Raw genomic sequence first — 25,657 nt, 5'->3', positions numbered from 1 at the left:
AGAACGTCGGCGTCCTCCTGTCACGGCATGGTGTCGTGACCGCAAAAGTCCAGAGGAGGTTGGAAGTCCGCATGCGTCGTTACGAACTGATGGTCATCCTTGACCCGTCCCTCGATGAGCGCACGGTGACTCCCTCGCTCGACCAGTTCCTCACGGTCGTCCGCAATGACGGCGGCACCGTGGAGAAGGTCGACGTATGGGGTCGTCGCCGGCTGGCCTACGACATCATCAAGAAGTCCGAGGGCATCTACGCCGTCGTCGACCTCACGGCCGAGCCGGCCACGGTCAAGGAGCTCGACCGGCAGCTCAACCTGAACGAGGGCATCCTGCGTACCAAGGTGCTGCGTCCCGACATGCACTGAGCGGCTTCGGGTCATGCCGAAGCCCGGCTTTTGTCGGGCGGTAGCCGTACTCTGAGGCCCAACAGGCTGCGCAGATTCACGCAGGAAGGCGAAAGCGACCGATGGCAGCAGGCGACACAACGATCACCATCGTCGGCAACCTTGTCGACGACCCGGAGCTGCGTTTCACCCCCTCGGGGCAGGCCGTGGCCCGGTTCCGCATCGCATCCACTCCGCGGTTCATGGACAAACAGACCAACGAGTGGAAGGACGGCGAGAGCCTCTTCCTGACCTGCAACGTGTGGCGCCAGGCGGCCGAGAACGTCGCCGAGAGCCTCCAGCGCGGCATGCGGGTCATCGTTCAGGGGCGGCTGCGCCAGCGGTCGTACGAAACGAAGGAAGGCGAGAAGCGCACCGTTTACGAGGTCGAGGCCGACGAGGTCGGTCCGTCCCTTCGTAACGCCACGTGCAAGGTCAACAAGACCGCCCGTCAGGGCGGTGGCGGTGGCGGGTTCGGCGGCGGAGCCGACGACCCGTGGGCCTCGGCCACTCCGGCACCTCCGGGTGGCGGTGGCTACGGTGGCGGCGGCGGCGGTGGTGGCTACAACCAGGGTGGCGGCTTCGGCGGCTCCCACGGTGGCGGCGACCTCAGCGACGAACCGCCTTTCTGATCAGAAGTTCAATCCCAGTAACCGATCGACCATTCCCGCAACGTGCGGGGCTCTCTTAGGAGGAGCACCACGATGGCGAAGCCGGCACTGCGCAAGCCGAAGAAAAAGGTTTGCCTGTTCTGCCATGACAAGATCTCCTACGTCGACTACAAGGACACGGCGCTGCTTCGGAAGTTCATCTCCGACCGCGGCAAGATCCGTGCCCGCCGGGTGACGGGCAACTGCACCCAGCACCAGCGTGACGTGGCGACCGCGATCAAGAATGCCCGTGAGATGGCCTTGCTGCCGTACACGAGCACCGCGCGCTGACAGGAGGCGGAGACATGAAGCTCATTCTCACCAACGAGGTCTCGGGCCTCGGCGCCCCCGGTGACATCGTCGAGGTCAAGGACGGCTACGGCCGCAACTACCTGATCCCGCGCGGGTTCGCCATGCGCTGGACCCGTGGCGGCGAGAAGCAGATCGAGTCGATCAAGAAGGCGCGCGACGCCCGCGAGATCCGTGACCTCGGCACCGCCAAGGAGGTCGCCGGCAGGCTCGGCTCCCTCCGGGTGACGCTGAAGACCCGGGCGGGCGAGTCCGGCCGCCTGTTCGGCTCGGTGACGACCGGTGACATCGCCGACGCGGTCAAGGCCGCCGGCGGTCCGCTGCTCGACCGTCGCCGCATCGAGATCACGAACGCGATCAAGAGCGTCGGCTCCCACCGCGTCTCGGTCCGGCTGCACCCCGAGGTCGCGGCCAACCTTGACGTCGAGGTCGTCGGCAACTGAGCGACCCGCTCGTGAAGTGAATGGAGGGCCCCTTCCCGATCCGGGGAGGGGCCCTTCGCCGTCGCATGGGAGGGTGGGATTCCACCGGCGATAGGGCTGTATGTGGTAATGCGTCGTACCGGATATCCTGAGCGACGAATTCCCTCGGTTACACCCCCTTCTGGAGGCCTGAATGCTCCGTCCCTCGATGCTGCTGGCGCTCGGCGCCCTCGCGACGGTGGCGGTGGCATGCGCTCCGGCCTCCGACACCTCCTCGCCGTCGGGTACGACCACCGCCGCCCCCTCGGCGTCCGAGTCCTGCGCCAAGGACCAGCTCAAGCTGCTCAAGCCGGGCACCCTGACCGTCGGCACCGACAAGCCCGCCTATGAGCCGTGGTTCAAGGACGACAAGCCGGCGAACGGCCAGGGGTTCGAAAGTGCCGTCGCCTACGCGGTGGCGAGCAAGCTGGGCTTCGCGACCAGTGAGGTGACCTGGTCGGTCGCCCCCTTCAACTCGGCCTTCGCCCCCGGCCAGAAGCAGTTCGACTTCGACGTCAACCAGGTGTCCATCACCCCGGCACGGGCCAAGGCGGTCGACTTCAGCGACGGCTACTACACCGTCAAGCAGGCCGCCGTCACGCTGGACAGCTCGAAGTTCGCCTCGGCCACCTCGCTCGCCGACCTCAAGGACGCCAAGATCGGCGTCCAGGTCGGCACCACGTCCCTTCAGGCCGTGAAGGACGTCATCAAGCCCGGCGCCGAGCCGAACGTCTACAACGAGCAGATCGACGCGGTGACCGCCCTGAAGAACAAGCAGGTGGACGCCCTGGTGGTCGACCTGCCCACCGCGTTCTACGTCACCGCCGCGCAGGTCGACGGCTCGAAGATCGTCGGTCAGTTCGGCAGCGGCTCCGGTACGCCCGAGCAGTTCGGCCTGGTCTTCCAGAAGGGCAGCCCGCTGGTGAGCTGCGTGAACAAGGCGATCGGGGAGCTCACCTCCTCCGGCGAACTGGCGAAGATCGAGTCCCAGTGGCTCGGGTCTGCGGCCGGTGCGCCGGAACTGCGGTGAACGACCCGTCCATCGAACCCGGCGGGACCTCGACAGCCGAAGATCCAGCCGCCTCGACGGCGGGATGGGCCAAGAGCGAACGCCAGCGCGAGCGTGAACGGCTCCGCCGCCGCATGGACCTGCGGTCGAGCTCAGTCGCGACCGTCTCCACGATCGTGTTCTTCGTGCTGGTGATCTGGCTGGTCACCGCCTCCCCGGGCTGGCCCAGGGTCAAGGAGACGTTCTTCGACCTCGGGCAGTTCACCGACGCGTTCCCCGACGTGCTCCGGGGGTTCCTGCTCAACATCAAGATCTTCCTGATCGCTGAGCCGCTGATCCTCATCGTGGGCCTCGTGGTCGCGCTCGTACGCAACCTGCACGCGCCGGTGTTCTTCCCGCTGAGATCCCTCGCGGTGCTGTACACCGACGTGTTCCGCGGGGTGCCGACGATCCTGGTCATCTACCTGGTCGGCTTCGGGCTGCCCGCGCTGCGGTTGCAGGGCATGCCGTCCGACTTCGCCACCTTGGGAGTCATCGCGCTGACGCTTTCGTACGGCGCGTACGTCGCCGAGGTGTTCCGGTCGGGCATCGAATCCGTGCATCCCAGCCAGCGCGCCGCCGCGCGCTCGCTCGGGCTCACCCACGGCCAGACGATGCGGTTCGTGGTCCTGCCCCAGGCCGTACGCCGCGTCGTGCCGCCGCTGCTCAACGACTTCGTGTCGTTGCAGAAGGACACCGCCCTGGTCGCGACGATCGGGCCGCTGGAGGCGCTGCGCCAGGCGCAGATCCACGCGGCCGAGACCTTCAACTACACCCCTTACCTCGCGGCGGCGCTGCTGTTCATCCTGCTGACGATCCCGATGGCCCGTTTCACCGACTACCTGTCGGCCCGTTCCCAAAGGCGGCGAGGCATGTGAGCGGCCTGCTGGAGATCGAGGGCGTCTGGAAGCATTACCACCGGCACAGCGTGCTGCGCGGCATCGACCTGTCGGTGGACTCCCACGAGGTGGTCTGCCTGATCGGCGCCTCGGGGTCGGGCAAGTCGACCCTGCTGCGCTGCGTCAACCTGCTCGAAACAGTGGACGACGGTGCGATCAGGCTCGACGGCACCGAGATCACCGACGTTCGGGCGAACCCGGACGATGTGCGCAAGCGCATCGGCATGGTCTTCCAGTCGTACAACCTGTTCCCCTACATGACCGTGCTGGACAACATCACGCTCGCGCCGAGGAAGGTGCACGGCGTGGGGCGGGCGCAGGCCGAGGAGCAGGCCCGTGAGCTGCTCTCCCGGTTCGGCCTGGACGGCAGGGCCGCGGCCTACCCCGACCGGCTGTCCGGCGGCCAGCAGCAGCGGGTGGCGATCATCAGGGCGCTGGCCACCCGTCCCCGCCTGCTCCTGCTCGACGAGGTGACCTCGGCCCTCGATCCGGCGCTGGTCGCCGAGGTGCTGGAGATCATCCGTGAGCTCAAGGAGTCCGGCATGACGATGATCCTCGCCACCCACGAGATGGGCTTCGCACGCGACATCGCCGACAAGGTGTGCTTCCTTTCCGAAGGGGTCCTGCTGGAGCAGGGCACGGCCGAGCAGATCTTCACCGATCCCCGGGAGCCCCGCACCAGGGAGTTTCTCCGCCGGGTGCTCGGCGCCCGCCGCATATGACCAGACCGGCGGCGTACGGGCGGTGCGCGCCGGGCTCGGCGGGCCGGTCGGCATCGGCCCGTCAGGCCGGTCAGCCGCCGGTGACCAGCCACGCACGGCCGTACGCGCGCAGCCCGAGGGTGACCGCCCGGGCCGCCATCCAGGCGACGAACGCCATCCACAGTGCCACGAGGCCGCCGCCGAGGTGGACCACGCCGAAGGCCGCCGGGAGGTAGACGATCGTCGTGAGGGAGGAGGCCCAGGCGAGGTAGCGCCGGTCGCCCGCTCCGATCAGCACGCCGTCGAGGACGAACACCACCCCGGCCAGGGGCTGGAGCAGCGCGACGATCCACAGGACCGCCACGAGCTCGGCGCTCACGTCGGGGTCCGCGCCGAACAGGTGCGGGATGGCCGGCCGAAGGACGATGATCACGAGCCCGAGGAACACCCCGTACCCGATGCCCCAGGCCACCATGGTCCGCGTGGCGGCACGCGTCTGGCGGACGTCCCCGGCGCCGAGGGCGCGCCCGGTGATCGCCTGACCCGCGATCGCGATGGCGTCGAGGGCGAACGCGAGCAGCGACCAGATCTGCGTCGCGATCGAGTGCGCGGCGAGCTGGGCGATCCCCATGCGCGTGGCGACGGCCGTCGCGAGGATCAGCACCAGGCGCAGGCAGACCGTGCGGATCAGCAGCGCGATCCCCGCCGTGCCCGAGTCCCTGATGCCCGCGAGGTGCGGCTCCAGCGAGACGCGGTGCTCGCGGGCCGCCCTGGCCGCGACGAGCAGGTAGACGACCGCCCCGAGCCCCTGGGCGAGGACGGTGCCCCAGGCGGACCCCGCGATGCCCCAGTGGAGGACGAGCACGAACACTGCGTTCAGCACCGCGTTGAGCGTGAACGAGCCGATGGCGACGGCCAGCGGGGTCACGGTGTCCTGGAGCCCGCGCAGGATGCCCGTACCGGCCAGGACGATGAGCATGGGCGGGGTGCCCAGCAGGCTGATCCGCAGGTAGGTGACCGCCTGGCCGGCCACGCCGGGGGAGGCGCCGAACAGCTCGACGATCCACGGCGCGAGCGGCCAGCACGTCGCGATCAGCGCCAGGCCGATGGCGGTGGCCAGCCAGAGTCCGTCGATGCCCTGCTTGACCGCCCGCGCGAGGTTCCCGGCGCCCACCTGCCTCGCCACCGCCGCGGTGGTGCCGTATGCCAGGAAGACGCAGACGTTCACCAGGGTGGTCAGGGCGGTGCCGGCGATGCCGAGCGCCCCGAGCGAGGTCGTGCCGAGACGGCCGACGATCGCGTAGTCCACGAGGATGAAGAGTGGCTCGGCCACCAGCGCGCCGAAGGCCGGAACGGCGAGCCTGAGGATCTCCCGGCTCCCGACGTGGGGGGTAAGAGTCACTTGTCCATCTTGCCCCTTACGTCGCCGTGCTCGGGACGGGGGCGGGCGACTGTCCACGTGTCGCGCCAAGTTTCTTTTCTCCACAGCTCGTGGATATCGTTTTCCCTGCTCAATAGGGGTTCTGTGGTTATGCACATCGGTTATCCACAGGGTTGTCCCCAGCGCGCCCACACCTCATGACGAGAACTGCACACGTTATCCACAACCTTGTCGACAGGACGCGTTGCCGGTTCCTTCAGAACCGGCGAAACTGTCACCCCGGCTACTTCGGGGGTGGCACGGGAGTTCGAAGGAGGCGGCCAGTTGAGCAGTGAAGTGGTCCCCGCCTTCGACGCCCCGTTCGAGCGCACGCCCCCCAGCAACATCGAGGCCGAGCAGTCGGTGCTCGGCGGCATGCTGCTGTCCAAGGACGCCATCGCCGACGTCGTCGAGGTGCTGCGCTCCGACGACTTCTACCGGCCCGCCCACCAGATCATCTACGACGCCATCCTCGACCTGTACGGGCGCGGCGAACCGGCGGACGCGGTGACGATCTTCGGCGAGCTGTCCAAGCGCGGTGAGATCGCGCGCGTGGGCGGCGGCGCCTATGTCCACACCCTGACCGCCGTCGTGCCCACGGCGGCGAACGCCGGTTACTACGCCAAGATCGTGCGGGAGCAGGCGATCCTGCGGCGGCTCATCGAGGCCGGCACCCGCATCGTCTCCTACGGGTACGGCGGGCAGAACGAAGAGGTCGACGAGCTGGTCGACCGGGCCCAGGCCGAGATCTACGCGGTCACCGAGCGCCGCACCAGCGAGGACTACCGCCCGCTGTCGGAGATCATGCCGGGCGCGCTCGACGAGATCGAGGCCATCGGCAGCCGCAGCGGCCAGATGGTCGGCGTCCCGACCGGTTTCCAGGACCTCGACGCCCTGATGAACGGCCTCCACCCCGGCCAAATGATCGTCGTGGCCGCCCGTCCCGCCATCGGCAAGTCGACCCTGGGGCTCGATTTCGCCAGATCTGCCGCTATCAAGAACCATATGGCGACAGTCGTGTTCTCTCTGGAAATGTCCCGGAACGAGATCACGATGCGCCTGCTGTCGGCCGAGGCGCGGGTGGCTCTGCACACCATGCGCTCCGGCACCATGAACGACGACGACTGGACCCGCCTCGCGCGCCGCATGAGCGAGGTCGCCGAAGCACCCCTCTTCATCGACGACTCGCCCAACATGTCGATGATGGAGATCCGTGCCAAGTGCCGCCGCCTCAAGCAGCGTCACGACCTGCGCTTCGTCATCGTCGACTACCTCCAGCTGATGAGCTCCCCGAAGAAGACCGAGAGCCGCCAGCAGGAGGTCTCCGAGATCTCCCGTGCCCTCAAGCTCCTCGCCAAGGAGCTGGAGGTGCCCGTCATCGCGATCTCCCAGCTCAACCGAGGCCCCGAGCAGCGCACCGACAAGCGCCCCCAGGTGTCCGACCTGCGCGAATCAGGGTCGATTGAGCAGGATGCCGATGTTGTGATCCTCCTCCACAGGGAGGACGCCTACGAGCGCGAGTCGCCGCGCGCCGGCGAGGCCGACCTCATCGTGGCCAAGCACCGTAACGGCCCCACCGCCACGGTCACGGTCGCCTTCCAGGGTCACTACAGCCGCTTCGTCGACATGGCGCCCCACTGAGCCTGCGGTTGTTGGTCAGGGCGAAGGCGCGATCTGTGTCACCGGGTTCAGGGCAGGACCACGCGGGCGTGGGAGGTCAGGCGCCCGTCGCCGGTCAGTACGTGCAGCGCGAAACCGGGAGGCAGGTCGAAGTCGACCGGCGGCCACGCCGTGGACTCCTGCGGGAGCAGCCCCGTCGAGGCCACGCCCGGCGCGACGTACACCGGGAGGCCGGCGAAGGTGGTCGCGGCGGCGCTGTGGACGTGCCCGACCAGGAGGCCAACGACCTGGGGATGCGCGTGGAGCACCGCCTCCAGGCGCTCGGGCTCCTTGAGCCCGATGTCGTCGACGTAGGGGATGCCGACCGGCAATGGCTGGTGGTGCATGCCAACGAGGACCGGCGTGCCGGACGACTCCAGGACCTCGGCGAGCCACCGCAGGGTCTCGTCGTCGAGGTAACCGTCGTCGCGGCCGGGGATGCTGGAGTCGCACAGGGCGATCGTCGCGCCGCCGGCGCGGAGCACCTGGTTGACGGGCGCGCCGGTGTCGCCGGGCTCGCCGAGCAGCACCTTGCGGAACTCCGGCCTGCTGTCGTGGTTACCCGGGCAGATGATCGTCGGGTAGGGGAACCGCAGCAGTTCGCGGGCGATCTCGTACTCCTCGACGGTCCCGTGGTCGGCGATGTCACCGGTCACCAGCACGGCGTCGATCGGCCCGGGAAGGCCGGAAAGGTGACGTACGACCCGCTCCACGCGCTCGGCACTCCGCGGGGAACCGTCGATGTGGACATCGCTGACATGGGCGATCGTGATCATGCCTTCAGGTTCTCACAGGGATGGGAATGATGGCAGGTCCACAACGGCCGCTAATCCGATCGCGAGTGGCTCACCGCTCACCGATGGTCGACCTGAGAATCTCGGCGGTCGTACGGTCGGCGGGGAAGAAGGACTCGATGGCCAGTTCGGCGACCGTGATGTCCAGCGGGGTGCCGAACGTCGCGATCGTGCTGAAGAACGCGAGCTCGCGCCCTTCGTGACGGAAGCGGAGCGGCACCACGATCTCACCGGGGCCGGGAATCTCCACGTCGGGCTCCGGCTGGTCGCAGGGGTACGAGCAGAGCTCCTCGTAGAGCGCCTCCAACTGCGGATCGGCGGTCAGCGCAAGCTGGCGCCGGAGCCGTCCGAGCAGGTGACCCCGCCACTCGCCGAGGTTGACGATGTGCGGCGCCATGCCCTCGGGGTGCAGGCTGGCCCGTAGCACGTTGGCGGGCGCCGCCAGCAGGTCGGGCGACACGGGCCCGGTGAACAGCGAAAGGCTCACGTTGGCGTCGACGAGGTTCCAGCGCCCGTCCACCACGACCGCCGGATAGGGCTCGTGACCGGTGAGGACCTGCCTCAGGGCCGTACGCACGGCCGTCATCCGCGGCGCGTCCAGCGTGGTCTCGGAGTACACGGGGGCGAACCCGGCGGCGAGCAGCAGGTGGTTGCGCTCGCGGAGCGAAAGATCGAGCTCCTCCGACAGGTGGAGGACCATGTCGCGGCTCGGGTTCGACCGTCCGGTCTCCAGGAAGCTCAGGTGGCGGGTCGAGATGTCGGCCTGGATGGCCAGGTCGAGTTGGCTGAGCCTGCGATGCTCACGCCACTGGCGGAGGAGCTCGCCTACGGGTCGCTGGGAGCGCGCCGTGGTCGTCATGCTGTGAGGCTATTCGGTCACCTCACCACCTGCGATTACGTGCCAGGTAACCGGAGGCGTTCGCGAGTCGTCGGCCGTGATGACGTGCCGGGTGACCGGAGGCGTTCGCGGGTCGTCGGCCGTGATGACGTGCGAGGTGACCGGAGCCGTTCAGAGACCGACGTGTCAGGCGGTCGAGCCTCCGTCGACGAGCAGGTCGTTGCCCACCGCGAAGCCCGCCTCGTCCGACGCCAGCCAGAGCACGCTCGCGGTGATCTCATCCAGTGTGCCGACCCGCCCGATCGGGATCTGCAGCTTCATACGGGCGTCGCGGTCGGCCTCGGTCTCACCGGGACGCCTCGACATCGGGGTGTCGTGCGGGCCGGGGCTCACCACGTTGATCCGGATACCCTCGCCGATGTACTCCAGCGCGGCCGTGCGGGTCAGGGCGGCCACCGCCGCCTTGGACGCGGCGTACGCTCCGAGGCCGGGGATCCTCTTGTGGGCGCCGATCTGCGAGGCAACGTTCACGATCACACCGCCGCCGCCCTCGCGCATGGCGGCGATCTCGTGCTTCATCGACAGGAAGACGCCGGTCACGTTGGCGTCGAGCGTGCGCGACCACTTTGTCTTGAAATTTCATGTCTTCTCCTGAAGTCTTATCTTGACCGTTCGTTCCAGATCAAGGGCATACGTCGGGCCGTACAGAAAGGCCGCGGTTCAGTCGAGGACCGAGAGAGCCTGGGCCGCGGCGTCGCGGAGCCGTGCGGCGTCGGGGGACCCCTTGCTCATCAGGCGCAGCCCTTGCAGGAACACCAGCAGGAACCGCGCCAGTGCCCGAGGATTCCTGCCCTCGGGCAGCTCACCCTGGGCGCGGGCCCGCATCAGCGTCGAGGTGAGCGCGGCCTCCAGCCCCGCCCAGTTGGCGTCCAGAACGCGCGCGACCTCACGGTCCCCCGGAAGCATCTCGGCCGCCGCGTTGACCACCATGCAGCCCCGCCGCCGCACGTCCTCGATCGAGTCGGCCGCGTAGAACTCCACCAGCGCCCGTACGGCGGGCAGCGCGGGACCGGGCTGGGAGAGGATCTCGATGGGCGAGGGGCTGCGCGTCTCGATGTAGCGAGCCAGTGCCTTCATGTAGAGGTCGTGCTTGCCGCCGAAGGTCGCGTACAGGCTGGCCCGTCCGACCCCCAGCCGCTCCACGAGATCGGCCACGGAGGTCGCCTCATACCCCCGCTCCCAGAACAGCTCCAGGGCCGCCTGGAGCGCCGCGTCCGGATCGAACTCCTTCGACCTCGCCATGCATGCAACCGTATCAAGAACGATCGGTCAAATAAATACCGGGGTACGGCGCCCCCGCGTGGGCCGTACCCCGGTGGAGGGCGAGGGTCACTCCCAGCGGAACGCCCGCGCCGCGAACAGGCCGGCCCCCAGCATCCAGGCGGCAAGGACGACCAGGTGAAGCACCTGCGGGGACGTGCCGGCCCACGTGTCGCGCAGGGCCTGGCCGAACGCGCCCGTCGGGGTGAAGTCACTGAGCCCGCGCAGGACCTCGGGCATCAGCTCGCGGGGAAGCCACATCCCCGCGAGGAAGAGCAGGGGGAACATCACGATCGCCCCGATCCCGCCGGCGGCGCGGCTGTTCGGCACCACGGCCGCGATGGACAGGCCCAGGGCGAACATGGCGCACACCCCGAGCAGGAAGACCAGGACGAACCACGGGAGCTCGGCGGGCACGTGCGTGCCGAGGACCAGATGCCCGAAGAGGATCATCAAGAAGGTCGCCACGACCGTCGTCAGCAGGTTGAGCAGCAACTGGGCGGCCAGCAGCGAGCCCGGGGAGGCCGGGGTGATGGACAGGCGGCGCAGGACCCCGCGCTCCCGGTACACCGCGAGCACCGTCGGGATCACGCTGAAGGCCGAGGTCACCACCGACAGCAGGATCATCATGGCGGGCAGTTGGGTGTCCACCACCCGCTCGCCGCCGAGCGCGGGATCTGGGTCGCGGAAGCCGGGGATGGCGCTGCCGAGCACGAGCAGGAGCGCGAGGGGAAGCAGGAGCGCGAAGAACGCGGTGAGAGGTTCTCGCAGGTAGAGCTTCGTCTCCGTCAGGGCGAGCTTGCGAAGGCTCGTCCCCCTGCGGGTGGTGCCGGCGCGGATGGCAGTGGTCCGCATGGAGGTCCTCCTAGGACGCGTCGGTGGCCGGGTGGCCGGTGAGGGCGAGGAAGGCGTCGTCCAGCGTGGCGCGTTCCATCTGGAGCCCGGCGGGGACGATCTGGTTGGCCGCGAGGGCCGTGGTCACGGGGAGAAGGAGGTTCTCCGCCCCGGTCACCGTGACGCCCTCGCCGTCCCTGGTGACACCGGTCACTTCGGGGACCGACCTGAGGACGCGTTCGGCTTCGGGCGGGGCACGGAAGCTGATCCGTTGCCCCCCGTCCACCCGCGCGATCAGCCCCGCCGGTGAGTCGATCGCCGCCACGCGGCCCTCGTCGATCACGGCGATCCGGTCGCAGAGCCGCTCGGCCTCCTCCATGAAGTGGGTGACCAGGACGATCGTGACGCCGCGGGACCTGACCAGCTCGATGAGGTCCCAGGTCTCCCGCCGCGCCTGCGGGTCGAGGCCCGTGGTGAGCTCGTCCAGGATCGCCACGCGCGGGGCGCCGACGAGCGCCAGGGCGATCGACAGCCGTTGCCTCTGCCCACCGGAGAGCTTGGCGAACGCCGTGTCCCGCTTCTGGCCGAGGCCGACCTCCTCCATCAGCTCCCGCCAGTCCGCGGGCCGCTCGTAGAAGGAGGCGTAGAGGTCGAGCGCCTCCCACACCCTGAGCTTGTCCGGGAGTGAGCAGTCCTGGAGCTGCACTCCAACCCGTTGCCGCAGCTCGGCGCGGTCGTGGCGGGGATCGAGACCCGTGACGGCGACCGTGCCGCCGTCGGGCGTGCGGAGCCCGGAGACGCACTCGACCGTCGTGGTCTTCCCCGCGCCGTTGCGCCCGACCACGCCGAAGATCTCGCCTTCCTCCACGGCGAACGACACGTCGTCGACCGCGACCTGCTTGCCGTACAGCTTGCGCAGCTTGGTGATCTCGATGATTCCCATGCCGACGACGTTAGGAATCGCGGTGTGCCGGCGGAATGCGCCTGCGGCCCGAACGGGGGTGTACTTAGGTACACCTCAACCGGGTGCCCACGGCCACTTCGAACTACCGGCCCGTTGAAGCAGACTGGGCGCATGGTCCTCAAGACGATGGTCGGTTTCGGTCGCGGCCTGGCGCTCGTCACGCTGGCCGTCACGAACCTCGTCATGCTCGCGGTCTCCGCGGTCGTGCTGGTGCTGTGCTTCGGACTCGGGATGATCTTCCTGTTCCCGGCCACGGTTCGCATGGTCCGCGGACGGGCGCGCCAGGCGCGCCAGATCGCCGGCGCGTGGTCGGGGGTGGAGATCGACGCCCCCTACAGCCCCGCTCCGCCTCCGCCCCAGCCCCAGCGGGACGGCTGGTACCGCGAGGGGCGGCAGCTCTACCGCACGTCCCTGGTCCCGTCCTTCAACAGGACCTGGAACTGGATGACCAAGGACCCCGCCACCTGGCGCGACTTCGCCTGGCTGCTCGCCGAGCCGCCGGTCGGCGGCCTGCTGGCCGCGTCGCCCCTGATCATGGTGGGGTGCGGCGTCGTCCTGGTGCGGGTGTGGCAGCCCGTTGAGGTGCTCGCCGGGGTCGTCCTCGCCATCGCGGGGGTGCTCGTGGCCCCGAGGATCGCCCGCGTCCACGGTCTGTGGACACGGCTGCTGCTGGCCCCCACGAAGAAGGCCCGCCTGGCCAACGAGGTGCGGCACCTCACGCAGGTGCACACCGAGGCGGTCGACTCGCAGGCCGCCGAGCTGCGGCGCATCGAGCGCGACCTGCACGACGGGGCCCAGGCCCGCCTGGTGGCCATCGGCATGACCCTCGGCGCGGCCGAGGAGCTGGTGGACTCCGATCCGACGGCCGCGAAAGCCCTTATCGCCAAGGTCAGGGAGGCCTCGGCCGCCTCGCTGATCGAGCTGCGTCAGCTCGTACGCGGCATCCACCCGCCGGTCCTCGCCGAGCGCGGCCTCGGCGACGCCGTACGGGCGCTCGCCCTCGACAGTCCCCTCAAGGTCACGGTCAGCGTCGAGCTGCCCGTACGTCCCGAGGCGCCCGTCGAGTCGGCCGCGTACTTCGTCATCACCGAGCTGCTCGCGAACGCCAGCAGGCACGGAGACGCCAGGAACGTCGCGGTCGACATCAGCCACCGCCGTTCCGCCCTGCGCGTCACCGTCACCGATGACGGGCACGGCGGAGCCGACCCCTCGCGCGGCAGCGGCCTGCGTGGCATCGAGCGGCGGCTGTCCGCGTTCGACGGCGTCCTCGCCCTGAACAGCCCGCCAGGGGGACCGACCGTGGCCACCGTGGAGCTTCCGCGCGCGTTCCCGGCGGACGCCGTCCGCCGATCGACGCTGCCGGTGTGGAAGCAGAGGCTGCTGGCCGTCTGCTGGGGGCTGTTCTGGCTGCCGCTGTTCCCCCAGGGCCTGGCGGCCATGTTCTCCAAGATCTTCGGGTCGGATGTGCGGAGCTGGTTCCTCGCGCTCTACCTGCCCGAACCGTTCCAGTGGCCGGTCATCCTCGGCATGATCGCTCTGGGTGTGGCCATGGTTTCCTTCGCGGTCATGACCACCAAGCAGATGAAGGAGCGAGAAGGCTCGTGCGTGTAGTCCTGGCCGAGGATCTCTACCTGCTGCGCGACGGCCTGGTCCGTCTCCTCCAGGCGCACGGGTTCGAGATCGTCGCGGCGGTCGAGTCGGGGCCCGAGCTGCTCAGGGCGCTGCTCGACGAGCGTCCCGAGGTGGCGGTGGTCGACGTACGGCTGCCGCCCACCTTCACCGACGAGGGGCTCCAGGCGGCGCTCACGGCTCGCCGGGCGATCCCCGGGCTGCCGGTGCTGGTCCTGTCGCAGCACGTGGAGCAGCTCTACGCCAGGGAGCTGCTCGCCGACGGCACCGGGGGCGTGGGCTACCTGCTCAAGGATCGCGTCTTCAACTCCGGGCAGTTCGTCGACGCGGTGCGCCGGGTGGCGTCCGGGGGCACGGCCATGGATCCCGACGTCATCGCCAAGCTGCTGGCCAGCAACGCCCGCCACGAGCCGCTGGGCAAGCTCACCCCGCGCGAGCGCGAGGTGCTGGAGCTGATGGCAGAGGGCCGCTCGAACGCCGCCATCGCCCAGCGGCTGTACCTGAGCGAGAGCGCCGTGAGCAAGCACACCGCGAACATCTTCGCCAAGCTCGACCTCGCCGTCTCCGACGACGGCAACCGCCGCGTGCTCGCCGTGCTCACGTATCTCAACGGCACCCGAGGCTGACGGATCCTTCGGTCCAGGCTCGCTGGTTCCCGGGCCGCCAAATGTCCGACCCAGGCGCTACCTTTCTGGGAACGAGACGTTTCGAAGGGGATGGATCAGGGTGAAGTTCCAGGTGAACCGCGATGTCCTGGCCGACGCGGTGGCGTGGAGTGCCCGCACGCTGCCGGGCCGCCCCGCCTTGCCGGTGCTGTCCGGCATCCTGCTGGAGGCGCTCGACGACAGTCTCTCGCTCTCGGTCTTCGACTACGACGTGTCCGCCCGCGCCTTGATCGAGGCCGACGTCGCCGAGCCGGGCAAGGTGCTCATCCCGGGGCGGGTGCTCGCCGAGATCACCAAGAGCCTGCCCGCCGAGCCGGTCCAGATCGTCACCTCCGGGTCCGAGGCGGTGCTGACCTGCGGCGGCGCCGAGTTCGGCCTGCTCACCATGCCTGTGGAGGATTTCCCGACCCTTCCGGCCATGCCACCGAAGGCCGGCGCGGTGGGAGGGGGCGTCTTCGCCTCGGCGGTCGGCCAGGTGGCCGTCGCCGCGAGCCGCGACGACACGCTTCCCATGCTCACGGGCATCCGGGTCGACATCGACGGCGTGAACGTCTCCGTGGCGGCCACCGACCGCTACCGCATCGCCGCCCGCGACTTCCTCTGGAACCCCGAGCGCCAGGGGCACACGGCCGCCGTGATGGTCCCCGCGAGGGTGATGGTCGAGGTGGCGCGCTCGCTGCGCGCGGGAGAGGTGTCGATCGGGCTCGGCGACGGCATCGCCGGCTTCGAGTGCGCGGGCCGCGTCACGACGGTGCGCCTGCTGGACGACCAGTTCATCGACTACCGCGCGCGCCTCGTCGACGACTGGTCGATCCGGGCGGGCGTCAAGGTCGTCCCGTTCGTCGAGGCCATCAAGCGCGTGGCGCTGGTCGCCGAGCGCAACACCGCCATCCGGCTGTCGTTCACCCAGGGCCAGGTGCTGGTCCAGGCGGGCGGCGGTGACATCGGCCGGGGGGCCGAGGCGGTCGAGGCCGAGCTCGAAGGCGACGACATCCAGATCGCCTTCCAGCCCCACTATCTGCTCGACGGGCTCTCCGGCGTCGAGAGCGAGAAGGCACGCGTCAACATGGCGTCGCCGACCCGCCCGGTGCTGATCACCGACGACGAGGGCGACCCCACGTTCCGCTACCTGGTGATGTCCCTGCGACTGGCTTGAGGGCCGCCCAGGCCGAGCGTGTCAGTCCAGGAGCGCGGGAGTGTCGGTGAGGGCGATCGCGATGTGCTCCATGCAGGCGTGGCCGGCGCGCTCGGCGGCGGCCGCGTCGCCGGAGGCGATCGCACGGGCGATGGAGTCGTGGGGGATGTGGCCGTTCTCCAGCGGAGCCCCCGCGGCGGCGATGCTCGCGCGCAGCGCGGCCGAGAAGTCCTTGTAAAGCTCGATCAGCACGCGGTTGTGCGTGGCCTCGACGACCGCGATGTGGAAGGCGAGGTCGGCCTCCACGAAGGCGTCGACCTCGGCCTCCACCCAGGCCTGCTCCCGGCGGGCGAGCGCCGCCTCGATGAGCTCGATGTCCCCCTCGGTGCGCCGGACGGCCGCGAGCTTGGCGGCCTCGACCTCCAGCGCCCGCCGCACCTCCAGGATCTCCAGGTGCTCGGCCGTGCGCAGGCGCCTGGCCATGGCTCCGGAGAGCTCGCTGGTGGCACGCACGTACGTGCCGTCGCCCTGGCGGCACTCCAGCAGACCGGCGTGGGTGAGGGCGCGGACCGCCTCGCGCACGGTGTTACGACCGACGCCGAGTTGCTCCGCGAGCACCGTCTCCGTAGGGATCTTGGCATGCAGGTGCCATGATCCGGAGGTGATCTGCTCCTTGAGCTGCTCGATCACCTGGTCGACGAGGGAAGCCCGCTGCGCCGTACGCAGACTCACAGTCTGCCTCCTCCGGGAAACCAATCATCCTACGAGTCAATGATTGGTCGACCTTAATTATTCCGGTGTCTCCGCGCCAAATCCGGAGCTCCGGCGAGGAGGCCTACCGTGCGAAAACCGCGGATGTCACGGCACCGGCGACGGTCGACCTGACACCGACCGCTTCGAGTGCCCTACGATACGCGCCCGTCTGCTGCTCCCGGTTACCGGCCTTGCCCCATAGGTCACCCAGCTCGCGCCAGACGCCCGCGATCTCCCGGTCGCGGACCGTTCCCGCCGCCGGCGCCGCCGACAGAAGGGCTCCGGCACGCTCCAGGTTCGTCTTGACGGAGTCATCGGACCGTGCCAAACCGACTTCGGCCAGCACCAGGTGCGCGGACGCCGCAAGGGTTCCGGGAGCGTCGGAGAGCAGCTCCAGGGCCTTCGAGGCGAGGTCTTCCGCGCGACGGGTGTCGCCCGACCTGAGCTGGACGCGCGCCAGCGCGATCAGGCTCCGCGAGTGCTCCACGGACTCGGCCGGGAGAACGGAGAAGACCTGGGTCGCGCGGGAGACGAGCTCGTCGACCTGCCCGAGGTCGCCACCAGGGCGGGACGCGGAGATCTCGGCCCAGCGCATGGCGATGCGAGCCATCTGGGCGGCGATCCTCGCGGGCCTGCCCGCGGAGAGGGCGTCGTCGGCGAACTGCACCGCGAGCGCCGAATCCTCGCCCTCGGCGGCCGAGACACTGGCCTGCCAGAGCGAGAGGATCTCCGTGGTGCGGTCGGCCGGGACGGGCACGCCGGCGTCGGCGAGCACCTGCTCGACGTACGGCAGCCCGATCTCGGCGTCGGCCAGCGCCGCGGCGAGGTCGACGGCGACCTCCCCATGGAAAAGTGACAGTTGTGTGACCTGGTCCAGCGCCCTGGTACCCAGATCGCGGGCGCGCATCACGTCGCCGGCGCGCTGGTAGCACCGGCACAGTGCCACGGTGAGCGGCACGTCGGCCAGGCGCTCGGGGTGCGCGGCGGCCTCGCGGCGCAGGCGCTCGTACGCCTCCACCGCGCGCCCGATGCGACCCTGAGCCTCCAGGGCACGCGCACGCCCAAGGCGGGCATGCGCGGCGAGGAGCGCGTTGTCCTCACCCGCGGCCTTGACGATGTCACCGAAGCGGTCGGCGGCGATGGCCGCGTCCCCGTGGTAAAGCTCCAGCTCTGCGTGACGCAGCCCGAGCTCGGTGTCGATGCGCTGGCGCGGCTCGATCCCGTGGAGGAGAAACTCGGTGGTGCATCCTAGGCGTTCCGCGAGCAGGCGGGCGACCACCGGCGTCGGCGTTCGCTTGCCGGACTCGATGAGAGAGACATAACTGTCGGAGAGGTCGGGTCCAGCCAGCTGGGCCTGAGACATTCTCCTGCTCAGACGCAGCCCGCGGACGCGGTCACCGATGGTTCCCTGACTCGGCATGTGATCTCTTAGGGCGGGGATATGGTCAATGGTTCCGCCATGATGGCACGAAGCAGCCGAATCGGGTATACCCACGTCAAGAATCCCGAGGGGAAGTCTGTCTCACCCCTCGGGATTCAGGACGAAAGCGGACTAATCATCGTCGTCAGAACTGGGAAAGAGCATCTGGCAGACCTCGAGGTACAGGGTCTCCGGATACGGAATGTAGGGGACGGTCGACAGGGCCTGATCTTGGCCCGCCGACTCCAGGACGAACTCGCCGTACCCCAGCATGCGGCCGAGCAGTGAGCGCTGGAAGCTCATGTCGGTCACCTTGCCGAGCGGCATCATCGCCACCCGGCGGGTGATCAGGCCGGTGGTCAACAGCATGCGTTTGGACGTCACCACGAAGTAGTCGACCGACCACTCCGCCACTTTCCACACGAAGCGGATCAGTAGGAGAAGCCAGGCCCACCAGACGATGACCAACGCCTGTGACCCTTGGTTCGCACCGAGCCACTTGCTCAGCAACCCTGCCAGGACCAAGCCGCCGAAGACCTCGGCGACCGGTCGTAACAGGACGGCCGGGTGGCGTCGCACCATGATGACCTGGTGTTCCTGGGGGAGAAGGTAACGATTGACCGACGACGGAGCAGAGTCCCCGTGGGTCACAAGTCTCATGTCAGCTTCGTGAAGAATAGCGCCAGCGAATCCGCCGCGTTCACCACAGTGTCCATTGCTCCCTTGACCGCGCTTGCCGCGTCAGCCGGTCTGGTGAACAGGTAGAAAGCCACAAACGCGATGGCTGTGTACGTTAGAACCTTCTTGACCTGCACTGCCGCCTCCGTTAACCGCTCACCCACTGCACCCACCGTATACATTACCCAGCCCAATGGCCGGGTAAAGCGCATCCGCACCCCATAGTCTTTAGGGGTCTGGATGTGACCTGCGTCACCCTTGCTCGCCGGCGACCACTGCCAGCACCTGGAGGTGCTTGCGAGCGATTCGCTCGACCAGGCTTGGGTACGCGTAACCAGTGACTTCCATCGCACCGTGGTGAGCCGCTTCGATGCAGCGCGTCACCGTCGCGGCGGGATGAACCCCGGCGAACTCGACCTTAAGCACCGTCTCGACCTGTGTATAGGCGTCAATATCCGGCAGCTGGTCCATAGCTCTCCCAGGTGTGCGTTCGCGGCCTGAGGGACCGGAACACAGTGACATCGTCATCACTCTGTGTACCCACCGAAACACATTATGTAACGAGACGAACGTCAACCTGGGGAAAAGAAGGGAAAGGAATTCAGACGACGCCGTAGAGGCGGTCGCCGGCGTCGCCGAGGCCGGGCACGATGTACCCGTGCTCGTTGAGCCGCTCGTCGAGTGCGGCCGTGACCACGCGCACCGGCCGGCTGAAGTCCGAGAACACCTTCTCCATGAAGGCCAGTCCCTCGGGGGCGGCCAGAAGGCAGATGGCCGTGACGTCCTCGGCGCCGCGCTCGAAAAGCAGCTCGATGGCCGCCGCGAGGGTGCCGCCGGTCGCGAGCATCGGGTCGAGCACGTAGCACTGGCGACCCGAAAGATCTTCCGGGAGCCGGGTCGCGTACGTCTGGGCCTTGAGGGTGCCCTCGTCGCGGATCATACCGAGGAAGCCGACCTCGGCGGTGGGCAGCAGCCGGGTCATGCCGTCGAGCATGCCGAGCCCGGCCCGGAGGATGGGCACGACCAGGGGCGCGGGACGCGCCAGCCGTACCCCGTGAGCGGGGGCGACGGGGGTGTCGACCGTCGCTTCGGTGACCCGCACGTCGCGGGTCGCCTCGTAGGCGAGCAGGGTCACGAGCTCATCCGCGAGCCGGCGGAACGTCGGGGAGTCCGTGCGTACATCCCGCAGCGTGGTCAGCTTGTGGGCGACGAGCGGGTGGTCGACGACGAGGGTCTTCATGGCTGCCAAAGGTATCTCCTGGGAACGGGTAAATGGTACGAGCGGGTCGGTAACGGCCATCACACCCTAAGCTGGCCAGGCACGGCCGTTTTTGATCACAATTTGCCCGAGGGGCGTACGGGGACTGAGTGATTCTGCGAGCATTGCCAACTGTAAGAACCGCGTCGGTGGGGTGAAGATGACAGACGTAGATGCTCTTGACTTCGCCATCGTGGTCTACCGCGAGGACGACCAGTGGGAAGCCGAGATGCTGCCCATAGGTCTCACGGCCGATCTGCACGGGCTGATCCACTCCCTGCGCCAGCAGCCGAGCATGGGCACGACGATTGGCCTGGTCGCCGTGGGGGATGACTTCTTCGTGGCATTACGGGTGTTTGGTGAGCGCGTCGACGTGTTCCTCTCCGACATCACGGCATCGTGGGACTGGCCTCTGGCCCAGCAGGTCCTTGAGCTGCTTGATGTCCCGGTGCCGGAGGAGGAGGAGCTCGACATGGTCCTCCCGGCGGGAGATCTGTCGATCTTCTCCGACCTCGGGCTCGACGAGATGGAGCTCGGCGCCCTCTCCGGTGACCTCGAACTGCTGCCTGATGAGGTGCTTTCCAGCATCGCCGCCCGGCTCGGATTCTCCCAGCCGTTTGAACGTGCCGTCGACTCAGCCCTCGGCTGACCTCGGGAGCCCCGATCATGCCCTCGAGACCAACCCACAGCGCCATGTTCGCCGCGGCCTTCGTCCGCACACCCGACGGGTGGAGCGGCGCGGAGGTCGACCTGACGAGCGCCGAGATCGCCGATGACCTCGGTGACGCGGTGCAAGACGCCCTCGGCCTCCAGGGCGACGAGCTCGCCCTGCTCTGCGTCGAGGTGGAGGACGAGTGGTTCGCCCTTGTCCGCTACGACGGCGACGCCGAGCCCCGGGCTTTCGTCTCCGACGTCCATTCCGCGGCGAGCGACCCCCTCGGAGAGCTCTTCAGCGAGCTCGCCGGGGTGCTCGTGCCCGACAAGGAGGCTGATCTCGGGGTCCGGCCCGCCGGCGACTTCGAGCTGCTGAGCGACCTCGGGGTGAGCGCCGAGGAGCTGCTGGAGCTCAGCATGGAAGAGGGCGTGCTCCCCGCCGACACCCTCTCGGTGATCGCGGAGAAGCTCTCCTTCGCGGACGAGCTCGACCGGCTGCGCTAGCGAGAGATCGCGTACGTGGGCGAGTCCGGTTTCGAGGAACCCATGAGGCTCGCGCTGGCGCAGGCCGTGAGGGCGGGCGAGAGGGGCGAGGTGCCGGTCGGCGCGGTCGTCCTCGGCCCCTCGGGCGAGGTGCTGGCGGCGGCCGGGAACGATCGTGAGGGGAGTGCCGATCCCACGGCCCACGCGGAGATCCTGGCGCTGCGCGAGGCGGCCCGCGTGCGCGGGGAATGGCGCCTGGCCGGCTGCACGCTCGTGGTCACCCTGGAGCCGTGCACGATGTGCGCGGGGGCCGCGGTGCTCGCGCGGGTCGGCAGGGTCGTCTACGGCGCCGCCGACGAGAAGGCGGGCGCGGCCGGTTCGCTCTGGGATGTGGTCCGCGATCGGCGGCTGAACCACCGTCCTGAGGTGATCCTGGGCGTGCTCGCCGGGGAGTGTTCCGCCGTGCTCAGAGACTTCTTCACGGACCGACGACCATGAAAGCCCCCTTTCTTCGCATAACGGACGCTTACGACGCGCGAGCAGGGGCGCGGATCCGGTAGGCTGCTCGGCGGTGGAGTCGCCTAGTGGCCGAGGGCGCACGCCTCGAAAGCGTGTGATGGGGCAACCCATCCGTGGGTTCAAATCCCACCTCCACCGCCACTACGAAGGGCCCCAGCCCGCATCACCGGCTGGGGCCCTTCGCGTGTCTCCGTCTGACGCCGTGTGCGAGGTGGCGCGGGCAGTCCCATGAGGAGATCGCCCCTGCCGACAAAAGGCTTCAAATGGGGCAATTAGCCCCGGGCTCGGGCCGGCTATCCGGTGCCGGTCGTGGGGACCCTCATACCGGGGCATTGGCCTACATAAGGCGATAAGCCGGGTATGCACCTGGGCGTGAGTCGTGCTTGTCATCCGGAATTTATGGTTATACATCGTCAAAAGGTGGGGCATACGCGAAATCACCGCGTATGGCGGGTGTATAGGTGCTCAGTGTGCGGGCCTGGAAGTGCGGGGCCCACCCTGGCACCGGCGGCGTGATTCCGTACTCCTCGGCCGGGCGGAAACCGAACAGCGGGTAGTAGTCGCTGTGACCGAGCAGCACGACAACGGATTCGCCGAGCGCGTCCGCCGCCCCGAGAACGGCGTGCATGAGCGCGTGCCCGACTCCTTGCCGCTGGAATGCGGGGAGCACTCCGAGCGGGCCGAGCCCGAGCACGGATACGGCGCCGACCGAGGCCCGGCTGCAGACCACATGCCCGACGACGGATCCATCGCCCGAGGTGGCCACCAGGGAGAGCTCGGGGATCCAGGCGTCGCAGGCCCGCAGCGCGTCGACCAGGCGGGCCTCCGCGGTATGCCGGCCGTCCCCGGCGGAAGGCGGGCCGGTCTCCACGGGGGCCTGGCCGGGTGCGGGCGGCTTGGCGAAGGCGGCGGTGTGCACCTCGCGGATGGCTGGGATATCTGCTGGGAGTTCACGTCGTATCAACACTTGTTCAGGCTTTCGGCCCCCAGACGAGCCGTCAACCGAATAAACCCACCAATCGGCGCCTCGCGGCCGGGCCGTACGGACAAGGGGGCGATGGTCCCGCGTGCCGCACCGATTTCCCTGAGGGACCGGTGAATCGGGAGCTTCCCACCCGCCGGATCGGGTCCGTGAAAGCGGCGAATGCGATTCAGGGATGCGCCGAATGTCCGAAACCAAGCCTTTGCCTCTTACGGGATGCTCGCTGGATTTCGTCCGGTTAAGGTGAGATATGTAGTTTCTCGCGACGTTTGGGATATCCCGAGGAAACCAATACGAAGCTCCGCGCGCCCGGGTGTCGCCCGGGCCTCAGACCACCTCTATTAACGGAAGTGATCTCCTATGCTCAGGAAAGCTCTCGCCACCGGATTCCTTGTGGCCTCCGTCCTCGTCATCCCGGGGACGGCGGCGGTGAGCTCCGCCGGCGCGTCCACCGTGGCCGGCGCCTCTGTGGCCTCTCCGACGACGGACCACGCCTCCTGCAAGGGCAAGAGGTGCGCCACCAGACAGGGCCACCACAAGAAGAAGCGCGTCACCCACCACAAGAAGCACAGCGGCAAGCACAAGAAGCACGCCGGTGCCCCGCACAAGAAGGCGCACGCCGCGAGCCGCCACCACAACAAGGCGCACAGGATGTCGCACATCGTCAAGCACTAGAAACGGCCCCGCTCCCGGCCAGTTCTCCGTCGCCCCGCGAGGACCTCCTCACGGGGCGACCACCGCGGGCGCAGGACCTCATCAGGGGTCGAGCGTGCTCCCCTCGACGTTCTCCGTGCGGCCGTAGAGCACCTGCTCGTTGATCTCAAGGTTGTTGATCAGTCGCAGGGCGGCCGTGATGGCCGTGCCGACCAGGTCGCCGTCCACCTCGCCGTACTCGATCTGGAGGATCGTGTCCGCGGCCCGGTCGTCGTCGGCCACGCGCTGGGGATCGTGCCAGGCGCCCTCGGCGCCGGTCTCCGTGGCGGCGCGCATGATGGATCCGACGGCATGCGCCTTGGCCTTCGGGATCGTGAGGGTCAGCAGCTCGCGCTCCACGCGATCGAGCCTCACGTCGTCATCGGCGCCCCCGAACAGCAGCGCGTACAGGAGATCCTTGGCCTCGCACAGCAGCGCCTCCGCGCTGGGCGCGCGGTGCTCGGGCGAGATGAGCGGGCCGCCCTTGTGCGGTGGATCGAGCAGGTGGCCCTCTCCCTCCAGGACCTCGCGGGTCAGAGCCCGGTAGTGTTCGATGTATCCCGGCAGGGACGTGTGGTCGAGGGCGAGCCGGCGGATGCGGGCGGCCCTGGCGACCCGCTCGGCCTCCTCCTGCTGACGCGCCTGGCCGTTCACCGCCTGTACGGGCTGACGCGCGGCCCGCGCCTGGTCGTTTCCCGCGTCGTCGTCCTCGTCGCCCGTGATCACCTGGTCGGCGCCGCTCTCCCAGACCGGATGGGCGTACACGCCGTCCTCCGCCGAGGGGCCCCGCGGCACCTGCCTCGGGATGGAGTAGGTCATCTCATCCGCTCGTAGGACCAACGCCATCAACTGCTCGACCAGCCAGTCCGTGGGCTGCTCGTGGAGACGTACGCGCAGGCGTTCGCGCAGCTCTCCGGCGAGCTCTTCACGGACCTGCGCCACGAGGTGCGTGACATCTCGCATTGGGTCACCGTCCGACGTTGCGTTCCAGCGGCCTGAGCCGTGTCGCCCCTGCGACTGTCGCAGCTTAGGAACCCGCAGGCCGGAGGATGGCCGGTAAGGGAACTGTTTTACCTAGGACGCCGGCGGCTGACGGACGGTATGCGGATCATTCGGGTGAGGCGCCCGTGGGAGCGTCCACATCGAGCACTCGCGCGTGGAGCACCGAGCGCTGGTGGAGCGCCGCGCGCAGCGCCCGGTGAAGACCGTCCTCAAGATAGAACTCGCCACGCCACTGCACGACATGAGGGAAAAGATCGCCATAGAACGTCGAGTCCTTGGCGAGCAGGGAATGCAGGTCGAGCACCGCCTTCGTGGTGATCAATGAGTCGAGCCTGACCTGCCGGGGCGGTATCCGCGCCCATTCACGATGCGACAGGCCATGCTCTGGGTAAGGGCGGTTGTCACCGACTGACTTGAAGATCACCTATTCAGTTTAAGAGAGTTTTCGACCTTTGCCTGCTTCAGTGGCTCGGTGGTGAGGTGCCGAGTGGCTCAGACGCTGCCCGAGAAGGTGTCGCACTGCCCAGGGTCACCGGACTTGTAGCCGGTGCTGAACCACTTCATCCGCTGCTGCGACGTCCCATGGGTGAAACCTTCCGGGTTGACGCGGCCCTGTGCCTTCTGCTGGATCCGGTCGTCTCCGACGGCGGCCGCGGCGTCGAGCGCTTCCTTGATGTCGGTGTCGGTGAAGGGCTTCTCGTAGAAGCCGGTGTCCACGGCGTTCTTGGCCCAGACCCCCGCGTAGCAGTCCGCCTGAAGCTCCAGCCGCACCGAGCCGCTCTCGGCGCCCTGGCTGTTCCCGCCGACCTTGTCCATGGTCCCCAGGAGGTCCTGCACGTGGTGCCCGTACTCGTGGGCGATCACGTACGCCTGGGCGAACGGGCCGCCCTTCGCGCCGAACTTGCTCTGCAGCTCGTCGAAGAAGGTCAGGTCCAGGTAGACGAGCTTGTCGCTCGGGCAGTAGAACGGCCCGACCTCCGAGGTCGCCTGGCCACACCCGGTGTTCACCGCCTGGGAGAACAGCACGGTCTTCGCCTGCGTGTACTGGCCGTTGCCCGCCTTGTCGAAGGCGTCCCGCCAATAGGCCTGAATGCTGTTGACGACACCCACGACGCGGCAGTTCTCCGACTTGTCGGCGTCGGAGCCCTTCTTGCATTCCTGGGAGGTGTCGGAGGTCGGCTGGACACCCGTCGTGTCACCCCCGCCGGTGATGTCACCGGGGTTGATTCCAAAGATCAGTGCGGCGATAAGAGCGATGATGCCCGCCGCGCCTCCGCCGATGGCCAGACCGCCACCGCGAAACCCGCCACCGCCACCACGGTTCTCGACCTGCGAGGAATCAAGGTCGACATCGTCACGGAAATCCATTGGCCCGTTTTCCCTTTTCTTAGGTTTTCAGGGTCATATATGACCCCGCTAGGAGCTGTTTGGAGTTCGGATCATGTGGTTGAGGTGAGGAGCTTCAGCCACATGATCGAGCCTCGGAGGTGGAGTCCGGCCTCGTAGCTT

At 68.4% G+C, this 25,657-nt stretch carries 31 protein-coding genes, 1 tRNA gene and 1 pseudogene; 16 read left to right on the top strand and 17 right to left on the bottom strand.

All coding sequences use genetic code 11. The features are described 5' to 3' along the window. Positions 1-71 precede the first annotated feature (71 nt). The 7 genes from rpsF to ACGFIV_RS11795 all read left to right on the top strand — a co-directional run bounded on the left by rpsF (position 72) and on the right by ACGFIV_RS11795 (position 4,469). A complete protein-coding gene (rpsF, locus tag ACGFIV_RS11825; RefSeq protein ID WP_358551478.1) occupies positions 72-362 on the top strand; it encodes a 30S ribosomal protein S6 in 291 nt (96 codons plus the stop codon). 101 nt (positions 363-463) lie between these two features. Continuing rightward, entirely contained in the window at positions 464-1,012 is a 549-nt protein-coding gene (locus ACGFIV_RS11820) for a single-stranded DNA-binding protein (RefSeq protein ID WP_358551476.1), read from the top strand. 72 nt (positions 1,013-1,084) lie between these two features. Then, positions 1,085-1,321 (top strand): 30S ribosomal protein S18, encoded by a 237-nt coding sequence (gene rpsR / locus ACGFIV_RS11815; protein WP_061256131.1) that lies wholly within the window; start codon positions 1,085-1,087, stop codon positions 1,319-1,321. A 14-nt stretch (positions 1,322-1,335) separates the two neighbouring features. Beyond that, complete coding sequence (rplI, locus tag ACGFIV_RS11810; RefSeq protein ID WP_358551474.1) at positions 1,336-1,782, top strand: 50S ribosomal protein L9; 447 nt, start codon at positions 1,336-1,338, stop codon at positions 1,780-1,782. A gap of 172 nt (positions 1,783-1,954) precedes the next feature. Further along, positions 1,955-2,830, top strand: a complete 876-nt coding sequence (locus ACGFIV_RS11805) for an ABC transporter substrate-binding protein (protein ID WP_358551473.1) — start codon at positions 1,955-1,957, stop codon at positions 2,828-2,830. Beyond that, positions 2,827-3,726, top strand: a complete 900-nt coding sequence (locus ACGFIV_RS11800; RefSeq protein WP_358551471.1) for an amino acid ABC transporter permease — start codon at positions 2,827-2,829, stop codon at positions 3,724-3,726. Before ACGFIV_RS11805 ends, ACGFIV_RS11800 begins: the two co-directional genes overlap by 4 nt. Next, positions 3,723-4,469: an amino acid ABC transporter ATP-binding protein gene (locus ACGFIV_RS11795; protein WP_358551469.1), complete on the top strand. Its 747-nt coding sequence runs from the start codon at positions 3,723-3,725 to the stop codon at positions 4,467-4,469. Before ACGFIV_RS11800 ends, ACGFIV_RS11795 begins: the two co-directional genes overlap by 4 nt. 70 nt (positions 4,470-4,539) lie before the next feature. On the opposite strand, the gene ACGFIV_RS11790 is transcribed toward ACGFIV_RS11795, so the two are convergent. After that, positions 4,540-5,850 carry an MATE family efflux transporter gene (locus ACGFIV_RS11790; RefSeq protein WP_358551467.1) on the bottom strand — a complete coding sequence of 437 codons (1,311 nt, stop codon included), beginning with the start codon at positions 5,848-5,850 and terminating at the stop codon, positions 4,540-4,542. Positions 5,851-6,153: 303 nt separating this feature from the next. On the opposite strand from ACGFIV_RS11790, the gene dnaB reads away from it, so the two are divergent. After that, positions 6,154-7,509, top strand: coding sequence for a replicative DNA helicase (gene dnaB / locus ACGFIV_RS11785; protein WP_392834225.1), 1,356 nt, complete (start codon positions 6,154-6,156; stop codon positions 7,507-7,509). A 47-nt stretch (positions 7,510-7,556) separates the two neighbouring features. Here the strand turns inward: dnaB and ACGFIV_RS11780 are convergent, their stop codons facing one another. The 6 genes and pseudogenes from ACGFIV_RS11780 to ACGFIV_RS11755 form a co-directional block, all read right to left on the bottom strand. Next, positions 7,557-8,303 (bottom strand): phosphodiesterase, encoded by a 747-nt coding sequence (locus ACGFIV_RS11780; RefSeq protein WP_358551463.1) that lies wholly within the window; start codon positions 8,301-8,303, stop codon positions 7,557-7,559. Between the two features lie 70 nt (positions 8,304-8,373). Continuing rightward, the gene (locus ACGFIV_RS11775; RefSeq protein WP_358551461.1) at positions 8,374-9,180 is read right to left on the bottom strand and encodes a helix-turn-helix transcriptional regulator; all 807 of its coding nucleotides are present in this window, start codon (positions 9,178-9,180) and stop codon (positions 8,374-8,376) included. A 165-nt stretch (positions 9,181-9,345) separates the two neighbouring features. After that, positions 9,346-9,777 (bottom strand): annotated as a pseudogene (locus ACGFIV_RS11770) (SDR family oxidoreductase); the annotation flags it as partial. Between the two features lie 102 nt (positions 9,778-9,879). Next, the gene (locus tag ACGFIV_RS11765) at positions 9,880-10,461 is read right to left on the bottom strand and encodes a TetR/AcrR family transcriptional regulator (protein WP_392834220.1); all 582 of its coding nucleotides are present in this window, start codon (positions 10,459-10,461) and stop codon (positions 9,880-9,882) included. Positions 10,462-10,548: 87 nt separating this feature from the next. Continuing rightward, the gene (locus ACGFIV_RS11760; RefSeq protein WP_358551459.1) at positions 10,549-11,334 is read right to left on the bottom strand and encodes an ABC transporter permease; all 786 of its coding nucleotides are present in this window, start codon (positions 11,332-11,334) and stop codon (positions 10,549-10,551) included. 10 nt (positions 11,335-11,344) lie between these two features. Further along, the gene (locus ACGFIV_RS11755; protein ID WP_358551457.1) at positions 11,345-12,256 is read right to left on the bottom strand and encodes an ABC transporter ATP-binding protein; all 912 of its coding nucleotides are present in this window, start codon (positions 12,254-12,256) and stop codon (positions 11,345-11,347) included. A gap of 132 nt (positions 12,257-12,388) precedes the next feature. Between ACGFIV_RS11755 and ACGFIV_RS11750 the strand changes: the two genes are divergently transcribed. The 3 genes from ACGFIV_RS11750 to dnaN all read left to right on the top strand — a co-directional run bounded on the left by ACGFIV_RS11750 (position 12,389) and on the right by dnaN (position 15,727). Next, a complete protein-coding gene (locus ACGFIV_RS11750) occupies positions 12,389-13,888 on the top strand; it encodes a histidine kinase (RefSeq protein ID WP_392834215.1) in 1,500 nt (499 codons plus the stop codon). Then, positions 13,879-14,532 (top strand): LuxR C-terminal-related transcriptional regulator, encoded by a 654-nt coding sequence (locus tag ACGFIV_RS11745; protein ID WP_392834212.1) that lies wholly within the window; start codon positions 13,879-13,881, stop codon positions 14,530-14,532. The genes ACGFIV_RS11750 and ACGFIV_RS11745 overlap by 10 nt, the downstream gene beginning before the upstream one ends. Before the next feature lie 100 nt (positions 14,533-14,632). After that, positions 14,633-15,727: a DNA polymerase III subunit beta gene (gene dnaN / locus ACGFIV_RS11740; protein ID WP_358551451.1), complete on the top strand. Its 1,095-nt coding sequence runs from the start codon at positions 14,633-14,635 to the stop codon at positions 15,725-15,727. 21 nt (positions 15,728-15,748) lie between these two features. Here the strand turns inward: dnaN and ACGFIV_RS11735 are convergent, their stop codons facing one another. The 6 genes from ACGFIV_RS11735 to upp all read right to left on the bottom strand — a co-directional run bounded on the left by ACGFIV_RS11735 (position 15,749) and on the right by upp (position 19,797). Further along, the gene (locus tag ACGFIV_RS11735; RefSeq protein ID WP_358551449.1) at positions 15,749-16,438 is read right to left on the bottom strand and encodes an FCD domain-containing protein; all 690 of its coding nucleotides are present in this window, start codon (positions 16,436-16,438) and stop codon (positions 15,749-15,751) included. A 103-nt stretch (positions 16,439-16,541) separates the two neighbouring features. Next, positions 16,542-17,879, bottom strand: a complete 1,338-nt coding sequence (locus ACGFIV_RS11730; protein ID WP_392834206.1) for a helix-turn-helix domain-containing protein — start codon at positions 17,877-17,879, stop codon at positions 16,542-16,544. 132 nt (positions 17,880-18,011) lie between these two features. Continuing rightward, complete coding sequence (locus tag ACGFIV_RS11725) at positions 18,012-18,539, bottom strand: PH domain-containing protein (RefSeq protein WP_358551445.1); 528 nt, start codon at positions 18,537-18,539, stop codon at positions 18,012-18,014. Continuing rightward, positions 18,536-18,721, bottom strand: a complete 186-nt coding sequence (locus ACGFIV_RS11720) for a hypothetical protein (protein WP_358551443.1) — start codon at positions 18,719-18,721, stop codon at positions 18,536-18,538. Before ACGFIV_RS11720 ends, ACGFIV_RS11725 begins: the two co-directional genes overlap by 4 nt. A gap of 88 nt (positions 18,722-18,809) precedes the next feature. Then, positions 18,810-19,028: a three-helix bundle dimerization domain-containing protein gene (locus ACGFIV_RS11715; RefSeq protein ID WP_358551441.1), complete on the bottom strand. Its 219-nt coding sequence runs from the start codon at positions 19,026-19,028 to the stop codon at positions 18,810-18,812. 130 nt (positions 19,029-19,158) lie between these two features. Beyond that, a complete protein-coding gene (gene upp, locus ACGFIV_RS11710) occupies positions 19,159-19,797 on the bottom strand; it encodes a uracil phosphoribosyltransferase (RefSeq protein WP_358551439.1) in 639 nt (212 codons plus the stop codon). 178 nt (positions 19,798-19,975) lie between these two features. Here upp and ACGFIV_RS11705 point away from each other — a divergent pair, with 178 nt between their 5' ends. The 4 genes from ACGFIV_RS11705 (at position 19,976) to ACGFIV_RS11690 (ending at position 21,612) form a co-directional block, all read left to right on the top strand. Then, the gene (locus ACGFIV_RS11705; RefSeq protein ID WP_358551437.1) at positions 19,976-20,464 is read left to right on the top strand and encodes a tRNA adenosine deaminase-associated protein; all 489 of its coding nucleotides are present in this window, start codon (positions 19,976-19,978) and stop codon (positions 20,462-20,464) included. Between the two features lie 17 nt (positions 20,465-20,481). Further along, on the top strand, positions 20,482-20,973 hold the full coding sequence (locus ACGFIV_RS11700) for a tRNA adenosine deaminase-associated protein (protein ID WP_392834198.1): 492 nt from the start codon (positions 20,482-20,484) through the stop codon (positions 20,971-20,973). A 42-nt stretch (positions 20,974-21,015) separates the two neighbouring features. After that, positions 21,016-21,450: a tRNA adenosine(34) deaminase TadA gene (gene tadA / locus ACGFIV_RS11695; protein ID WP_358551433.1), complete on the top strand. Its 435-nt coding sequence runs from the start codon at positions 21,016-21,018 to the stop codon at positions 21,448-21,450. Positions 21,451-21,522: 72 nt separating this feature from the next. Continuing rightward, a tRNA-Ser gene (locus ACGFIV_RS11690) sits at positions 21,523-21,612 on the top strand. Positions 21,613-21,874: 262 nt separating this feature from the next. Here ACGFIV_RS11690 and ACGFIV_RS11685 read toward each other — a convergent pair. Next, positions 21,875-22,390, bottom strand: coding sequence for an N-acetyltransferase (locus ACGFIV_RS11685; protein WP_358551431.1), 516 nt, complete (start codon positions 22,388-22,390; stop codon positions 21,875-21,877). A gap of 423 nt (positions 22,391-22,813) precedes the next feature. Here ACGFIV_RS11685 and ACGFIV_RS11680 point away from each other — a divergent pair, with 423 nt between their 5' ends. After that, positions 22,814-23,128 carry a hypothetical protein gene (locus tag ACGFIV_RS11680; protein ID WP_392834193.1) on the top strand — a complete coding sequence of 105 codons (315 nt, stop codon included), beginning with the start codon at positions 22,814-22,816 and terminating at the stop codon, positions 23,126-23,128. A gap of 81 nt (positions 23,129-23,209) precedes the next feature. Here ACGFIV_RS11680 and ACGFIV_RS11675 read toward each other — a convergent pair whose 3' ends face one another. The 3 genes from ACGFIV_RS11675 to ACGFIV_RS11665 all read right to left on the bottom strand — a co-directional run bounded on the left by ACGFIV_RS11675 (position 23,210) and on the right by ACGFIV_RS11665 (position 25,516). Next, the gene (locus ACGFIV_RS11675) at positions 23,210-24,109 is read right to left on the bottom strand and encodes a hypothetical protein (protein ID WP_358551427.1); all 900 of its coding nucleotides are present in this window, start codon (positions 24,107-24,109) and stop codon (positions 23,210-23,212) included. 145 nt (positions 24,110-24,254) lie between these two features. Continuing rightward, entirely contained in the window at positions 24,255-24,572 is a 318-nt protein-coding gene (locus ACGFIV_RS11670) for a type II toxin-antitoxin system VapB family antitoxin (RefSeq protein WP_358551425.1), read from the bottom strand. A gap of 68 nt (positions 24,573-24,640) precedes the next feature. Beyond that, entirely contained in the window at positions 24,641-25,516 is an 876-nt protein-coding gene (locus tag ACGFIV_RS11665) for a neutral zinc metallopeptidase (protein ID WP_358551423.1), read from the bottom strand. Positions 25,517-25,657 lie beyond the last annotated feature (141 nt).

Origin of the sequence: Sphaerisporangium sp. NPDC049003, from assembly GCF_043197795.1 — a bacterium.
In the GTDB taxonomy this organism is placed as follows: Bacteria; Actinomycetota; Actinomycetes; order Streptosporangiales; family Streptosporangiaceae; genus Sphaerisporangium.
This window is presented reverse-complemented; position numbering and strand designations above follow the sequence as displayed.

Excerpts from the sequence above, each read along its gene's own strand:
- rpsF (WP_358551478.1), top strand. The coding sequence starts at position 72 with ATGCGTCGTTACGAACTGATGGTCATCCTTGACCCGTCCCTCGATGAG.
- ACGFIV_RS11820 (WP_358551476.1), top strand. The coding sequence starts at position 464 with ATGGCAGCAGGCGACACAACGATCACCATCGTCGGCAACCTTGTCGAC.
- rpsR (WP_061256131.1), top strand. The coding sequence starts at position 1,085 with ATGGCGAAGCCGGCACTGCGCAAGCCGAAGAAAAAGGTTTGCCTGTTC.
- rplI (WP_358551474.1), top strand. The coding sequence starts at position 1,336 with ATGAAGCTCATTCTCACCAACGAGGTCTCGGGCCTCGGCGCCCCCGGT.
- ACGFIV_RS11805 (WP_358551473.1), top strand. The coding sequence starts at position 1,955 with ATGCTCCGTCCCTCGATGCTGCTGGCGCTCGGCGCCCTCGCGACGGTG.
- ACGFIV_RS11780 (WP_358551463.1), bottom strand. The coding sequence starts at position 8,303 with ATGATCACGATCGCCCATGTCAGCGATGTCCACATCGACGGTTCCCCG.
- ACGFIV_RS11775 (WP_358551461.1), bottom strand. The coding sequence starts at position 9,180 with ATGACGACCACGGCGCGCTCCCAGCGACCCGTAGGCGAGCTCCTCCGC.
- ACGFIV_RS11765 (WP_392834220.1), bottom strand. The coding sequence starts at position 10,461 with ATGGCGAGGTCGAAGGAGTTCGATCCGGACGCGGCGCTCCAGGCGGCC.
- ACGFIV_RS11760 (WP_358551459.1), bottom strand. The coding sequence starts at position 11,334 with ATGCGGACCACTGCCATCCGCGCCGGCACCACCCGCAGGGGGACGAGC.
- ACGFIV_RS11755 (WP_358551457.1), bottom strand. The coding sequence starts at position 12,256 with ATGGGAATCATCGAGATCACCAAGCTGCGCAAGCTGTACGGCAAGCAG.
- ACGFIV_RS11750 (WP_392834215.1), top strand. The coding sequence starts at position 12,389 with ATGGTCCTCAAGACGATGGTCGGTTTCGGTCGCGGCCTGGCGCTCGTC.
- ACGFIV_RS11730 (WP_392834206.1), bottom strand. The coding sequence starts at position 17,879 with ATGCCGAGTCAGGGAACCATCGGTGACCGCGTCCGCGGGCTGCGTCTG.
- ACGFIV_RS11725 (WP_358551445.1), bottom strand. The coding sequence starts at position 18,539 with ATGAGACTTGTGACCCACGGGGACTCTGCTCCGTCGTCGGTCAATCGT.
- ACGFIV_RS11715 (WP_358551441.1), bottom strand. The coding sequence starts at position 19,028 with ATGGACCAGCTGCCGGATATTGACGCCTATACACAGGTCGAGACGGTG.
- upp (WP_358551439.1), bottom strand. The coding sequence starts at position 19,797 with ATGAAGACCCTCGTCGTCGACCACCCGCTCGTCGCCCACAAGCTGACC.
- ACGFIV_RS11705 (WP_358551437.1), top strand. The coding sequence starts at position 19,976 with ATGACAGACGTAGATGCTCTTGACTTCGCCATCGTGGTCTACCGCGAG.
- ACGFIV_RS11700 (WP_392834198.1), top strand. The coding sequence starts at position 20,482 with ATGCCCTCGAGACCAACCCACAGCGCCATGTTCGCCGCGGCCTTCGTC.
- tadA (WP_358551433.1), top strand. The coding sequence starts at position 21,016 with ATGAGGCTCGCGCTGGCGCAGGCCGTGAGGGCGGGCGAGAGGGGCGAG.
- ACGFIV_RS11680 (WP_392834193.1), top strand. The coding sequence starts at position 22,814 with ATGCTCAGGAAAGCTCTCGCCACCGGATTCCTTGTGGCCTCCGTCCTC.
- ACGFIV_RS11675 (WP_358551427.1), bottom strand. The coding sequence starts at position 24,109 with ATGCGAGATGTCACGCACCTCGTGGCGCAGGTCCGTGAAGAGCTCGCC.
- ACGFIV_RS11665 (WP_358551423.1), bottom strand. The coding sequence starts at position 25,516 with ATGGATTTCCGTGACGATGTCGACCTTGATTCCTCGCAGGTCGAGAAC.